Raw genomic sequence first — 13,529 nt, forward strand, 5'->3', positions numbered from 1 at the left:
CCCCTCAGGTAACGGTGAGCGCGCCCTGGTTGACGGTGACGGTCGGCCCGACGAGCGAAATCGAGGCGCCCTGCCCGTTGCTGATGATGATGCCGCTGTCCGAGATGGTGATCATGGCTCCGCCCGCGGCCTTGAGCGTGATGCCGAGTCCTGGTTGATCGGAGAGCACAATGGACTGCTGACCGGTGGTCTGCAGCAGGATGTTCGGCGAGGCGGGCGGCCCGGTGAACGCCAGCGGCGGCACCTCAGCCCGCGAGCCCCACCAGCATCCCGTCCACAATGGATAGTCCTTGTCGCCCTGTTCGAACTCCACCCAGACGCCCGCGCCCACCGGCGGAACGACGTACGTGCCCATCTGCGGACCGGCGACCGGCAGCACCGGCATCGCCCAGCTCGACGGCGTGCTGCCGAAGACGTCGGGCACCTGCGCCTGTATCCGCCCGATGCCCATCGGGTCGACGTTGTTCAGCACGGTCCCGCGGTACTTCCCGAGATGGCGATTGGTTTCTGTCATGGGTTTCCTCTCACGGGACGACCGCCGGGGTCAGGGAGATCAGGCCTTCCCTGGCGAGGGTGAAGTTCTGCGTGTAGGCGCCCCTTTGCAGGTTGTGGGTGACACTCTTGACGTAGTAGAGCCCGTCATAGGTGATGCCGGCCCCACGCACACCGACCAGTTCACGCGCCCGCAGCACGTGTCCATATCGGACAACATCGACCTGCCCGGAACCGGAGATCGCGTCGGCGGAATCGGCGGCCTTGGCGAGCGTCTCGGCCAGGGCTTGCGGAGCGTCCTTTTTGGCCGTGTCCGCGATGACCTTCTTCTTGAGCGCGGGCGCGGGCTTGATCGCCATCCGCGGCCGCAGCACGCTCAGTTCGGGCAGAGGCAGCGGAGCGGAGATCTTGGTCGCCGGGATCTGCACCATGGCCTCGGGCGTCTCCCGTGCGGTACCGTCGAAACTGAAGGTCATCTGGTCCACATTGGACTGCGCGTCCGAGTTCACGGTCAGCGCGGGCTGCGGCACCCCGAGCCGTACCTCCGGCCCCCAATACCCCCGGCTCACCCCGGGCACCGGCCCGGGATCGATGTAGAACACGTACCCGTTGGCCTTCGCGAGTTCGTTGAGATACTCGAGATCGGTCCCCTTCTGCGACTCCACTCGCTGCGTCGGCAGCGCCGTCTGCGGGAAGATCTCGGGCACGACGACCGGCACCACTCCGTACGTCGCGTACTGCGAGACGATCACCGCGGCCCGCGCGGCGGGCGACAGCGCCGGATATTGGACGTACTCCTTCTGCTCGAGGTCCATCAGGACACTGAGGTCCTCGCCGGTCACGGTCAGCGTGGACTGGCCGGGCTGGTTGCTGACCCCGACCTCCTGCCGGATGCAGATCCCGTCCATCAGCACGGTCGGCGTCCCACGCAGGGTCACCATGAGGATCACCCGGATCTCGGGATCGAAGAACCCCGCGGGCAGCAGGGTGTCGCGGATGAGCCCCTTCTTGGACAGGTCGAAGCTGAGCTGGAACCCGCTGCGCTGGCCAGCGGTGACGGTCACCTGCGCGGACAGCAGGGCGTCCGTGACCGGCTGGGGGACCGGCACCGGAATCCGGGGTCCCATCAGCAGGGTCAGGTGCAGCGGTGAAAGCTCAGCCATTGCCGGGAACCCCTTGCGGCAACGTGATCCGCAGCCTCGTACCCGGCTCATCGGTCAGCTCACGCGGATCGAGCACCGGATTGGCATCGGCGATCCGCCACCACGCCTCGGCGTCCCCGAGATACCGCTCGGCCAGCAGATCGGCGCGGTCACCCTCGTTGACGGTGTGCTCGGCCATGGTCACCAGCGCCTTCGGCGACGGCAGCAGCCTGCGCTTGAGGTAGGGCACGGTGCGGCCGTCCGGCGTCACGTGCGTCGACATCGGGATGCCGTAGTGCCTGCTGCTACGCGGATACGGCGTCGTGGTCGGCATCGCGGCCGCCATCGCGTCCATCGGACTGGTCATCAGACTGACTGCCTTTCTGCGTACCTGGACGGACGACACGAGGCGCACCTCGTGCGGCGCATTCGGGTTGGCATGGGTGCTCCTAGCCGATGTCCGGGTTGCCGAGTGCTTCGAGGCGGCCCTTGCCCGCGGGGCCCGCGAACTGCTCCTTCTGCGTGAGGTAGGCGAGGTAGAGGTCGTAGCCTTTGTGGCCGGTCGGGAGGTCGCTGACCGAGAGCACGCGGAACCCGATGCCGACGGTCGCGCGGTACGGGTTGAGGTCGGCGTCGAACGCCTCCTCGGTGATGCTCAGTTCGGTGAGCCGCATCGGCATCACCCGCTTGGTTCCCCAGACGAACAAGGTCAGCGGCGTCTCGATCGGGATGACTTCGAGCGTGCCGAAGCTCGCCAGGCGCTGGTTGGTCTTGATCTGCCCGGTCGACGGATGTACGAGCATCTCAAGCGCCGCGAGCTGCGGGTGGATCCCGAATTCGGCGGGCACGTCAGGCTGGTCGGACGCGTCGAGTTCGGCCGTGAACTTCCAGGTCTCGATGGCAGGCCCCTTGAGCCGGAGCGCTTCGGTACGGTCGCCCTGCTCGGCACCGGACGACTGGGGCGCGAGGCTGCGTTCGAGGGTGTCGGGGTTGAACTGCAGCACGATGACCTTCTGGGACTCGCCGCCGCCGGGGTCGATCACGATCCCGGCGCGGACGGGCTTCGGCAGATCCGTGTATCGGGTCATGTAGCCCTCCCCGGGCCTTCACCGGTTACTTCGAGGCCTTCCAACAGGAGTTGCGCGTTCTCCCTGACCGCTTGTTCAGAGTCGTTCGCTGCCATGGCTTCGACCAGGGCGACGAGTGAGGGCCACGGCAAGTAGCCGGTCGCCTCGATGAACGATTGGCGGATGGCCTGATCCGGGTCGGTGGCGAGCGGCGCGAGCTGAGCGGTCACCGCGTCGTCTTCATCCGCCGGTGCGATGAGGACGACGGTGAACAGACTCTTCGTCCTGTCTTCGCTGTCGTGTGCGTCCCGCAGCGCTTCCATCGCTTCGGCCAGCGTCCACGCTTCGAGGCTGCCGCGGATCTGCTGCTCGATCGTGTCGGTTGCCTTACCGTGGAGCGTCAAGTAGGCCAGTCCGATCGGCTGGTCGTCCACGAAGTGGATCTCGCTCTCGGTGTCGTCGGTGATCCAGGTGTCGATGGACGCGCCGGCGTCCTCTCGTCCCATGTCCGCGAGGTTCCAGTCTTTCTCCCACGCGACGAGCTCGAAGTCCGAGGGGGTGACCTCCGGCTTGAGAACGATCCGCTTCTGGAAGCTAGTCATCGTGGCACTCGGCTTTCTATCGGAGACCATAGAACTTGATCAGGTAGTCGGATATCAGCTTTCGGCCGGATCTTATCGCCGAGGCCGATGTCCGGCCGATGATCCCCTTATTGTCCGTAATCACCATTGCCCATTGCTCCGAAACTGCGGTTTCGCGGCGTTTGAGTTCGGCTCTTTCGGCACGAGTACCTCCAGAACTTGTTTTTCCAGGACTCTCTCCGCGCTCTTCTGCTTCTTGCCCCCTGGTCGCGCGCGCGGCCTTCTTCATGGACATCGGGAGCCTGCCTCGCTCGCCGGTGGTCGACGTGCCCTCATGCTCGGCGAAGGCTTGCTGCCAGGTCATGCCGCCTCGCTGCGGGCCACGCTGAACGAGATCGGTCGTCATCGCAGCGAAGCCGAGGTTTCCCGGGTTGCGCGTGGATTCCCTGACGAACATCAGCCAGTTCATGTTGCGCAGCAATGCCTGCTGCTGTTCCGTCAGGCCGCCGGGAAGTCGGCCCGTTTTGATGTAGGAGCGCACAACACTCGCAATTCGCTGGTCGGTCATTCCGGTCGCCTGCAATGAAGAAGCGATGGCTGGATAGGAGGTAACCCCTCTGGTGAAGGCATTGGTCGCCCCCGGTGTGTTCATCTCTTTGACTATGTCCCGCTCGTGGCCGACGAGATACGACTCGTCCTTCCAGGTCCGAGCGGCTTGTGGCGCGACGGTGCGAGTGGTGCCGCCTGGTCCTCGGACTTGCTCAGGATTGCGCCTGTTCCGCAGGTAGCGCACCGCCGCGGGAATGTCGCCCGGTCCGGTCTCGATGGGATGGTCCTTGTTGCTTGCCTTGGTGAGGCGCATGCGCAGCGCGCGCTCACGGACGTCTGGGCGAGACAGGAGTTCGTTGCTGACTTCGTGCACCAGCTTGCGGACGTCCTCACCGGTGAGCCGGAACCCGCCACCCGCCAGAGCCTCTGGGTTGAGCTTCGCGGTGATGCTGACCTGTTTGGCGCCCGAGCTCAGCAAGCTTGTCAGGCCGTACCAGATTCGCATGCCCTTGAGCACGCCCGTCAGCACCAGGGACCAGACGCCACGATCGGCGAGCTTGTCGATCTTCGGCTTGATCCGGGCGACGATCAGTTGCAGCCGCTTGTTCTTGTCCTCGGGCTTCTTTTTGTCCTTGCCCTTCTTGTCCTTGTTCCGCTTCAGCTTTTCCTTGATCTTCGCTTTGAGATCGCGGTACTTGTCGCGCGCCTTCTTGGCCGCGTTCGTCAGGCCCTTGCCGATCTTGCTGCTCGCGATCTTCTTGCCGACCTTCTTCAGCGTCGACTTGACCTTGTCGACGCCCTTGCGCACGGTCGCCTTCGCCTGGCCGAGCAGACCCTTCGCCCCAGGCTTCCGGCCAGGACGACCGGGACGTCCAGGCCGCGCGCCCTTCTTGGGCTTCAGCGCCGCGCCGACCTTCTTCAGCCCGCTCCGAGCCGCATTGATCACCTTGCCCGCGCCCTTACGCGCGCCCTTGCCCGCGCGAGCCAGCGCCTTCATGATCTTCTGCGCGATCCCCTTGAGCGACTTCCCGACGCCCTTCGCGGCCGACGCGAGCTTGGCCATGAGGAAGTTCGTGATGAACTCCAACAGCGCGACCACGCCCGCCGCCACGGCTTTCGCGAAGAGGCAGGCGGCCGGGCCCGCCTTGACCGCTTTGACGAACGCGATGAAGGCGCCGATCGCCGCGAGGATCTTGCTGATCGTGCCCCACGCGGCCATCAGGCCTTGGATGACCGCGAGCACGGCGCCTGCCGCCGGGATGATCAGCGAGACCAGGCGCTCGATGACGACCGTGACGATCATCATCGGCAGCGCGGCGATCAGGGCTTGCCAGGCCATTTTGCCGATCTTGGCCATCGAGAAGCAGCCCTTGATCAGGATGTTGATCACGGCTTTGCCGAGGCCGAGCACGGCTTCGACCTTCTCGTTGAACCAGGTCTTGACCGCGCTCTTGATGGCGCCCCAGAGGAACTCGCGGATGCCCTGGGTGGCCGCCGAGACGAGTTTGCCGATCCAGGTGCCGACTCCGGTGGACGCGATGTCGGCGATGATCGCGGCGAACTCGCCGAGCATCTGGATGGCGGCTTTGGCGAACTCGATGGCCGCGTTGACGGCCTTGCGGACGATCTCGACCGCTGCTTTGAGGCCCTTCTCCAGCAACCTGAGCAGGCCGGTCAAGGCCTCCGCGAGCTTGTTGAGCAGGAATTCGACGCCGGCCTTCAGCGCGTCGGCGAGCTTGTTGACCGTGGCTATGGCCGCGTCGCGGAGGTCTTCGATGCCTTTGCGTATTCGGGCGGCGAGTTCGGGGAAGAAGACCGCGAGTGCGTCGCAGAGTGCGAGGAGGACGTTGGCCAGCGCGTTGATGAGGCCGACGATCGCCTTGCGGGCCAGGTCGATCAAGCCGGTGACGATCGTGGCGAAGGTCTTGATGATCGTGTTGACCAGTGCGACGGCCGCGTCGAAGATCTTGGTGATCGCGGTGAGCAGGCCCTCGAAGAAGCTCTTGACCTTCGAGGCCAGCCAGCTGAAGAAGCCGCCGCCTTCGGACTCCTTCTTCTTGGCCTCTTTCTCTTTGCGCGCCTTCTCCTCGGCTTGCTCACGCTCGTGGGTGATCTTGTCGTTGTCCTCTTTCTGCCGCTCGTCGACCTTCTTGTCGCCGTCGGTCTTCTCCTTGTGGATTCCCGTTTTGGCGTTCTCGTGCTCCTCGGCGGCCTTGGTGTCGGTCTCGGCGATCTTCTTGTCCTGTTCGGACCGCCACTCCGCGCGCTTGGCCGCGGCGTCCTCGGCGACCTTGCCGCGCTCGGCCGCCTGCGCTTCGGAGTTCTCCTGGACCGTGCGGGTGACCTCGGCCTCGTGGTCCGTGTTCGCCTTGGCCTCGGCCTGCTGCTGGGTCTGCCGCTCGGTGCCCATGGTCGTCTGGCCCTCGGCGACACCCGCCTGGATCTGCGGTCCGCGCTCCTGCTGCGCGACGACCGCGACACCCGGGTCGGACGGGCCCGCCTGGGCGGCAGGCGGCCCGGCACCTGGGCCGGACGGGACCTGCGCCGACAGGGTCTGCGCAGGGGCGTTCGGGAAGATCTGGTTCTCGCCGAGCGGCTTGGCCGCCTCTTGCCGGCCGGTGGTGTGGTACTTCGTGGACGCGTCTTGCAGCTCGGTGGCCTGCTGGTCGGTGCGTGCCGGGTCCTGCTCGCCGGTGAGTTCGACGTGCTGACCCGCGACCTTGGCCTGGAGGCCGGGATCGGTCGTCGGCACGTTCTCGACGGCCTGCTGGACGTTCGCGACTTCTTCCGCCGAGATCTGGCCGTCGGCGTTGCCCGCGACATGCGGCCGGGGTGCCTGGCTCGCCTGGTTCTGGCCCTGGACCTGTTCCTGCTTCAGCTTTTCCTGCTGCTCGGCCCGCTGTGCTTCGGCCTGCGTGAGCGTGACCTTCTCGAACTCGCCCGCCGGTTCGGCGGACGGCGGCCCGTCCAAAGTCCGGGGTGCGCCGGAGGGTCGCTGCATGGTCGGAGGCGCGGCCTGCAACGCCGACTGCTTCTCGCCGACGTCATGGGAGACCGCACTGTCCACTGAGGACAGCGAGGACGACAGCTGATCCGGCGGCAGTGCCGACACCGTGGCGAGCGCGGACTCCGGCGGTTGTGCCGAAACGTCCGGAGCAGCGGGCTTGGGCGCGGGCTCGGCGGCCGGTGCGGGCGCGCCGCCGCCACCGCAGCCTCCGCCTGCCGCATCAGCCTCCTTGGTCGGCGCCGGCGGTCCGTCGCAGCCGCCACCGTCACGCTCGAGCGACGCCTCGGGCGCGGGGCCGGCGGTCGGCTCGACCGCTCCGGGGACCTCGGCAAGGTCCTGAGCAGCGGGAACCTCGACCGGCTCGGCGGGTTCGGGCGACTCCTGCTCGACGGGTGCCGCAGTGGCCTCGGGGGCGATCGTCGGATCGGGACCGACTTCGGCGTCCAACGGCTGCTCAGCGGGCGGCTCCTCGGCCTCGACCGGTTCGGGCGTCGCGGGTGCGGTGGGCGCCGGAGTCTGCTCTTCGACCTGCTCTGCCTTGGTCGGCGGGGGAGCGGGGAAGCTCGGAGCCTGCTGGGGAGCGGGCGGTGCGCCGTTGGCCGGGAGCGTCAGATTCTCGGCCGTCGGTACCGCCGAAACGTCCAAATCGGACTGTGGCAGGCTGTCTTCCGGCTTGAGCGGGGGACGTTCCGGCTCGTCGTCCTCGGTCTTGGGCTCCTCCGGCTCGGGGAGTTCGACCTCCTGGTCGGCCGCGGGCTCGACGCCGATCGGTTTTTCCTGCTCCTCGACGCGCTCGTCGTGCTCCGGACGGTCGACGCCGTGCTGGACGAGCGGGCTCTCCGGCGCCGCGGCCTCGGCCTCGACCTTTTCGGGCTGGGCGGCCGCCGGTTCCGCGGTGGCCATCGCCTCGGCTGGCATCGGGGTCGCACCCGCGGCAGGGCCCTGACCAGGCGCGGGCATGGCATCCGGCGCTCCAGGAACCGCCGGAACCTCAGCGGCGGGCCGCTCTTCGGCAGGCTTTTCCTCGGCAGGTTTCTCGTCCGAGGGCTTCTCCTCGGACGGCTTCTCCTCTTCGGCAGGCTTGTCCTCAGCGGGTTTTTCCTCGGCGGGCTTCTCTTCTTCCTTCGGCTTTTCTTCCTCAGGCTTGGGTTCTTCTTCAGGCTCCTTGGGCGCCTCAGGTTCGGGTTTCTCCTGCTCAGGCTCCTTCGGCAGCTCAGGCTCAGGCACCGGCTCGGGCACGGCAGGCGTCTCCACCGGCCCACCGGCCGCGGCCTTGTCCGCCTCCTCGACGAGCCGCACCAGCTGCGTGTACTCCGGAGACGGCAGCCTCAGTTCCAGCTTGACCAGCACGGTGTGCCGAAGCTCCGGCGTGAATCGGCTCAGCTGCCCGCGCACCCGCCCCGACAGATCACCGGGGTCGCCGCGCAGGCTCCGCAGCACCCCGGCGACCAGCCGGTCGACCAGCGTCGCCGGGTCGAGCTGCTCGGTCCGCATGCGGTCGGCGTCGACCGTCGCGTATCGCATCCACGCCGCGCCCTGGCCTTGCGAAACCTCGGTCTGCGGCTCGTCGGAACGCGCGATCCGCTCGGCTTCCCGCTCCAGCGGCTCGCTCGGCAGGCTGACCGCGCCCGCGTCGCGGCCGGCCCGCAGCGCGCCCTGCGCGTCCGGCACCTGGACGGTGTGCAGCAGTTCGTGGACGAGCAGCCTGCGCCCGTCCGTGGTCTCCGGCCGGAACAGCGACTGGCCGAAGAAGATGTCCTGGCCGACCGTCACCGCGTCCGCGCCCAGCAGCTCGGTGACCGCCGCGGCGTCGGAGTCGTGGTGCACGCGGACCCGGCCGAAATCGTGCCCTAGCCGGGTTTCCAGCTCACGCCGCAGGCTCGGGTCGAGCGGATGTCCCGGCGACGCGAGCACCTCGCGCAACTCGCGCGGGTGACGCGCGGGCTTGGCCTGCTTCGGCTTGTTCTCCTTGCCGGGCTCGGCCGGTTTCGCGACGGCGCGGGTCATGGCGCACCCCGCAGAAGTCCACTGTGGACTGACCGGGCGAGCGCCGTGCCCAAGCGCTGCGAGGACGCCGACGCCGGGACCTGGGGTGCTTGGGTGACTTCCGCGTCGAAGGCCGCCGAACCCACGCCGCGTTCGGTCACCAGCCTGGTCAGCTCGCACTCGAACGCCGCGAGCAGCTTGTCGCGGTTGATCCCGGCGAACCCGGTGAGCACGAGTTCGCCGATGTCCACGGTCACGTCCATCCCGCCACCTCCGAGGAGGTGAGCGAGCGTTCGAGCTTGAGGTACTCACCGCGCGCGGCCGCGAGCACGTGCCGCATCGCCAGCGGCGACGACTCTTCGGCGGCCAGGAACGCCGCGGACAGCGCGACGTTGCGGATGCTGCCACCCGCCACCGTCAGCTGGGCCAGCAGCCCCATGTCGAGGTCGCTGACCGGCGCGGACTCGGGGATGACCCGCCGCCAGATCTCCGCGCGCTCGGCGGCGCCGGGGAACGGGAAGTCCACCACGAACCGGATCCGCCGCAGGAACGCCGTGTCCAGCGCCTTTTTCATGTTGGTGGTCAGGATCGCCAGCCCGCGATAGGCCTCCATCCGCATCAGCAGGTAGCTGACCTCGATGTTCGCGTACCGGTCGTGGCTGTCCTTGATCTCGCTGCGCTTGCCGAACAACGCGTCGGCCTCGTCGAACAGCAGCAGCGCGCCGCCACCCTCGGCCGCGTCGAACACCCGGCGCAGGTTCTTCTCGGTCTCGCCGATGTACTTGCTGATCACCTGCGAAAGGTCGATGACGAACAGGTCGAGCCCGAGTTCGCCGGCGAGCACCTCGGCGGCGAGCGTCTTTCCGGTGCCGCTCGTCCCGGCGAACAGCGCGGTGACGCCCAGTCCGCGCCGCAGCACGGACTCGAAGCCCCAGTCCTGGTACACCTTGGACCGCTGGCGCACGTGCGCGACCATCTCGTCGAGAATGCGACGCTGCGGCGCAGGCAGCACCAGGTCAGCGCGGGTCGCGCGGGGCTCGATCCGATGGCCCAGCTCGTCGAGCGCGATCCGTGCCTGGGTGAGCCCGGCCTGCCACGCGCTGGTGCCGTCGCGGCGGACACTCGTGCCCGCCGTCCGGATCACGTGTGCCGGCAAGGAGAACTGCGCGACGAGATCCTGCAGCTGGCGCTCGGTCCCGCTGCCGTTGAGCTCCGCCTTCCACAGCGCGCGCTGCTCGTCGGCTGTCGGCCGGGTCACCGTGACACGCGGCCATTCCCGGCCCGGCACCGGATCGTCCGCCGAGACGACCACCGGCGCGGTCAGACCGGCCACAAAGGACTGCGCGGCCGCGCCCTCGACCAGCAGCGCGGCGGGCAACAGCAGCGCCTCCCGTTCCCAGAGCCGGGAAAGCGCCTCACGCTCGGCGGGAATGGTCGGCAGGTCCTCGGCGGTGACCGCGTGCAACCCGATCCCGGCCTGTCGTGCGGCGGTCGCGGCGACCTCCCAGCGGGTGCGCCGGTCCGCGCCGACCAGCTGGACCCGCGGCTCGTCGTCGAGGCGCTGCCACCGCTCGGCGATCGACCCGGCCGCGGTCTGCTGGGACGACGGGAGCCCGGCAGGTGCGTCGACCTTCGTCAGCAGGCCATGCAGCCGACTGTCCACATAGGTGACTCCGGCCAGGAAGTGCAGCACCCGCTCGTCGATGCGCAGCCTGCCCATGGTGAGCGACGGCTCGGGGTCGACCTCGATGAGCCGCCACCGCCGCAGCGGCGCGACCGGGGTCAACGCGCTCCAGTGAGCGTCCTCGAAAGTGTTCAACGCCAAGGAGAATGTCGGATACGCGCGCTGCGGGTCGCCGACGGCGGCGGCACAGCGGGCGGGCGTGCTCGGGTCGAGTTCGATCGCGGCCGTCAAGACCACAATGGACCGTTCGAAGGAGCTGAGTCCGAAGCAGGAGCACAACGTGTCGAGCGCGGACAGCTCTTCGGAGGGTTCCTCGGGTTCGGCGTGCCCGTCAAGGCGCGCCAGCACGGCACGGATGGCCGTGGCCAGCGCGCGCTGATGAACATCCCCCCGCCCGGACACTTCGCCCCCTCACCCAGTGATGTCCAGCGTCGGCCCGCTGAACGTGCCGTCTGTGATGTCGAGCGGGCTTTCCGCGCCGTCGACCTGTACTCGCACCAGGTAGCGCCCTGGCTTCGCTCCGGTGATCGGCACCAGGAACTCGTCAACCGGACCCTCGCCGTTCCGGAGCGGGAACGGCGCCGCGAACTGGTATCCGCGTGGCTTGCCCGTCGGCGACCGTTCGTCCAGCAGCAACGTGACGCGCTGCTCGGGCCCGGCCGGAATGTCGATCTTGATCTTGGCCTGACCTGCGACGATGCTCGCGCCCGTCACGCGAGGGCGCCGGACGTACGGCGCCATGTTGGACTCCAGCCACGGCTTGGCCTGCGCCGGACGCCCGATCTGGACGTCGTAGCGCAGCTGCACCGGATGGATACCGGGCGGCAGCGACGGCTGCCCGAGCACCACCAAGTCCTCTGTGGACCGCAACACGGGCGCGGTCACCCCGCCGATGAGCGCGCTCATGCCCGGCCGGGCGAGCCCGGAGCCGAGCAGCGCGAGTTCGCGGTCCTTGGTGATCGGATCGTCGCCTGGCTGGGTGCCCGCCGGGGCGCCGGGCGGCAACGACAGCACCTTGTCGATGACCGGCCGGACGAACGCCTCGACCGCGATCTGCCGCCGCAGCACCGGCTTTCCCGCGCCGGGCACGGACTCGCCGTCGAGCAGCACCGCCGTGGCCTGGTACACCACGGACAGGGCGAACGGCGTCTGGATCATCGTCGACCACAGCTTGGACATGTCGTCGAGGTCGAGCGCGGTGGGTGTGAACCGCACCCGCTGCGGCGAGGCCGACAAGTCCGAACCGACGAGGTGTGCCAGCACCTGCGCTTCTTCGATGTGCTGGCGGGACAAGGTGGGGTGCTCGTGCAGGCTGCGGGTGACCGCGCCGAGCAGCCGCTGCGGCTCCAGCTCGGCCTCGTTGCCGTAGAAGCTGATGAGATAGTGCAGGTCGAGCGCGAGCTGCGGGCGTTTGAGCACCGTGCCGTCCGCCGCGCGGGTGACCGCGTCGTGGTTGCGCAGCGAGCCGTTGGGCGTCACCTGGTAGAGGAACAGCGTGATCAGCGGCTCGGTGCGCGGATCGGCTGGCGGCTTGCGGGCGTCGACGTTCACCGGCAGGTCCGCGTCGGCCGCTGCTTTCGCGACGAAGATCTTCAGCGCCGCGGTGACCGTGGCGACGGCGAGGAAATTGCTCATCGGCGGCCCTCCTCGGCCAGGTAGCGCTCCAGGCTCACGGCCGGTTCGGCGCGTGACGGCCTCGTTCTCGCGGCCGGTTTGGCGGTTTCGGCCGCCTTGACCTCGACCCGGCCGATGGAGATCCGCACCGGCGGCGGAGGCGGCGGATCTCCTCGGCGGGCGGCGGTCTCCGGCGCGCGGCGAGGCTCGCCGGGCAGCACGGGAACGACCACCGTGGTGGTGGACGGCAGCAGCGTTGCCGACGGGCCGTCGGGGGAGACGTCGGGGGAGACACTGACGTTCACCGAGGTCAGGCGCTGCTGTTCGGTCACCTGCGAGATGTGGGTCTCGCTGTGGTGATGCCGGGTGGTGACCGACGGCCGCGGCGTGACCGGGGGCGTGGCGGTGACCTGGCGCGATACCGGAATCCACGGCTTGGCCGCCGGGGCAGGGGCCGGGCTTTCGGTGTGGTGGTGGGTTTCCACGGCCGTCGTCACGACGGGCGAAGGCGCAGCCTGTGTGACGGGCGAGGGGGAGCGTCGCGTCGGCGCGGCGACGAGTTCCTCTTGCTCGACACCGCCCGTGAACTGCTCGAACGGCTGCGGCAGCCGGGGCACGACGAGCGCTTCGCCCGCCGGGGCCGGGCAGCCGGGCACGCTGCGCGCCAGGAGCCGGTCCAGGAAATCAGCCATGACCCACCAGCTCCAGGTAGAACCGGCGCCTGGTCGGGCTGAGCGCCAGCACCTCGGGCTCGGCCCAGCCGTACGCCGAGGCGAGCAGGTGGACCTCCAGCATCACCGCGCGTGCCCAGGCGTCGAGCTCGGCCCAGAGATACGACACGATGTCGACGGTCGCCGAGGTCGTCCGTCCACATTCGACACACGGCATGGTGAGCCGCACATCGGCCGCGGTGTCCGCGTCCGCCAGCGAATCCGCCATCGCCGACTGCGCGTCGGCGGGGAGGTCGTCCACAGAGGACGGACGGCCGCGGTGCGTCGTCTCGACCGCGCACCGCGTGACGAGTTCGCGCCGCGCCCCTGCGGGACCGGCCGCGGCTGCGGCCAGCAGATCGCCGGACGTGGGCCGGCGCAACCGGATCGCCCATTCGCCACTGCTCGCCAGCACCTCACCGGGCTCGTCCATCGCAACTCCCACCACGTTGCCGACGTCGAAGTCGAATTCCTGCTCTGTTTCGCAGTCCAGGCAGGTCACCCTGCCGTTGAGCCGCTCACCGAAAAGCGTGCGGCGCAACGCGAACAGCTCGCGGTCCCGCCTGCCGACGGGCACCTCCAGCCGTCCGCCGTCCTCGGCGCCGGTGAGCGCGTGCAGCAGCACCGCGCGCCGCACCGGGCCCGCCGCCAGGCCCGCTTCCCAGGTGGCCAGCAGCTCCGTCGGCCCAGGCACCGG

11 protein-coding genes are annotated in these 13,529 nt (G+C 68.8%); all 11 read right to left on the reverse strand.

All coding sequences use genetic code 11. The features are described from left to right. Positions 1-4 precede the first annotated feature (4 nt). The gene (locus AB5J62_RS20295) at positions 5-514 is read right to left on the reverse strand and encodes a phage baseplate assembly protein V (RefSeq protein WP_370949867.1); all 510 of its coding nucleotides are present in this window, start codon (positions 512-514) and stop codon (positions 5-7) included. 10 nt (positions 515-524) lie between these two features. Beyond that, positions 525-1,655, reverse strand: a complete 1,131-nt coding sequence (locus AB5J62_RS20300) for a hypothetical protein (protein WP_370949868.1) — start codon at positions 1,653-1,655, stop codon at positions 525-527. Then, positions 1,648-2,001 carry a LysM domain-containing protein gene (locus AB5J62_RS20305; protein WP_370949869.1) on the reverse strand — a complete coding sequence of 118 codons (354 nt, stop codon included), beginning with the start codon at positions 1,999-2,001 and terminating at the stop codon, positions 1,648-1,650. Before AB5J62_RS20305 ends, AB5J62_RS20300 begins: the two co-directional genes overlap by 8 nt. Positions 2,002-2,083: 82 nt before the next feature. After that, positions 2,084-2,722 carry a hypothetical protein gene (locus AB5J62_RS20310; protein ID WP_370949870.1) on the reverse strand — a complete coding sequence of 213 codons (639 nt, stop codon included), beginning with the start codon at positions 2,720-2,722 and terminating at the stop codon, positions 2,084-2,086. Next, complete coding sequence (locus AB5J62_RS20315; protein ID WP_370949871.1) at positions 2,719-3,303, reverse strand: hypothetical protein; 585 nt, start codon at positions 3,301-3,303, stop codon at positions 2,719-2,721. The genes AB5J62_RS20310 and AB5J62_RS20315 overlap by 4 nt, the downstream gene beginning before the upstream one ends. Positions 3,304-3,319: 16 nt before the next feature. Continuing rightward, positions 3,320-8,845, reverse strand: coding sequence for a DUF4157 domain-containing protein (locus tag AB5J62_RS20320; RefSeq protein WP_370949872.1), 5,526 nt, complete (start codon positions 8,843-8,845; stop codon positions 3,320-3,322). Beyond that, positions 8,842-9,087 carry a hypothetical protein gene (locus tag AB5J62_RS20325; protein WP_370949873.1) on the reverse strand — a complete coding sequence of 82 codons (246 nt, stop codon included), beginning with the start codon at positions 9,085-9,087 and terminating at the stop codon, positions 8,842-8,844. The genes AB5J62_RS20320 and AB5J62_RS20325 overlap by 4 nt, the downstream gene beginning before the upstream one ends. Then, positions 9,078-10,910, reverse strand: a complete 1,833-nt coding sequence (locus AB5J62_RS20330) for an ATP-binding protein (protein ID WP_370949874.1) — start codon at positions 10,908-10,910, stop codon at positions 9,078-9,080. The genes AB5J62_RS20325 and AB5J62_RS20330 overlap by 10 nt, the downstream gene beginning before the upstream one ends. Before the next feature lie 9 nt (positions 10,911-10,919). Continuing rightward, the gene (locus AB5J62_RS20335; protein WP_370949875.1) at positions 10,920-12,143 is read right to left on the reverse strand and encodes a Pvc16 family protein; all 1,224 of its coding nucleotides are present in this window, start codon (positions 12,141-12,143) and stop codon (positions 10,920-10,922) included. Next, positions 12,140-12,814, reverse strand: coding sequence for a hypothetical protein (locus tag AB5J62_RS20340; RefSeq protein ID WP_370949876.1), 675 nt, complete (start codon positions 12,812-12,814; stop codon positions 12,140-12,142). The genes AB5J62_RS20335 and AB5J62_RS20340 overlap by 4 nt, the downstream gene beginning before the upstream one ends. After that, a complete protein-coding gene (locus AB5J62_RS20345; protein WP_370949877.1) occupies positions 12,807-13,526 on the reverse strand; it encodes a hypothetical protein in 720 nt (239 codons plus the stop codon). The genes AB5J62_RS20340 and AB5J62_RS20345 overlap by 8 nt, the downstream gene beginning before the upstream one ends. Positions 13,527-13,529: the final 3 nt, after the last annotated feature.

This window comes from Amycolatopsis sp. cg5, assembly GCF_041346955.1.
Lineage (GTDB): Bacteria > Actinomycetota > Actinomycetes > Mycobacteriales > Pseudonocardiaceae > Amycolatopsis.

Coding starts and splice junctions, on each gene's coding strand:
- AB5J62_RS20300 (WP_370949868.1), bottom strand. CDS start 1,655: ATGGCTGAGCTTTCACCGCTGCACCTGACCCTGCTGATGGGACCCCGG.
- AB5J62_RS20325 (WP_370949873.1), bottom strand. CDS start 9,087: ATGGACGTGACCGTGGACATCGGCGAACTCGTGCTCACCGGGTTCGCC.
- AB5J62_RS20340 (WP_370949876.1), bottom strand. CDS start 12,814: ATGGCTGATTTCCTGGACCGGCTCCTGGCGCGCAGCGTGCCCGGCTGC.
- AB5J62_RS20315 (WP_370949871.1), bottom strand. CDS start 3,303: ATGACTAGCTTCCAGAAGCGGATCGTTCTCAAGCCGGAGGTCACCCCC.
- AB5J62_RS20320 (WP_370949872.1), bottom strand. CDS start 8,845: ATGACCCGCGCCGTCGCGAAACCGGCCGAGCCCGGCAAGGAGAACAAG.
- AB5J62_RS20310 (WP_370949870.1), bottom strand. CDS start 2,722: ATGACCCGATACACGGATCTGCCGAAGCCCGTCCGCGCCGGGATCGTG.
- AB5J62_RS20335 (WP_370949875.1), bottom strand. CDS start 12,143: ATGAGCAATTTCCTCGCCGTCGCCACGGTCACCGCGGCGCTGAAGATC.
- AB5J62_RS20305 (WP_370949869.1), bottom strand. CDS start 2,001: ATGACCAGTCCGATGGACGCGATGGCGGCCGCGATGCCGACCACGACG.
- AB5J62_RS20295 (WP_370949867.1), bottom strand. CDS start 514: ATGACAGAAACCAATCGCCATCTCGGGAAGTACCGCGGGACCGTGCTG.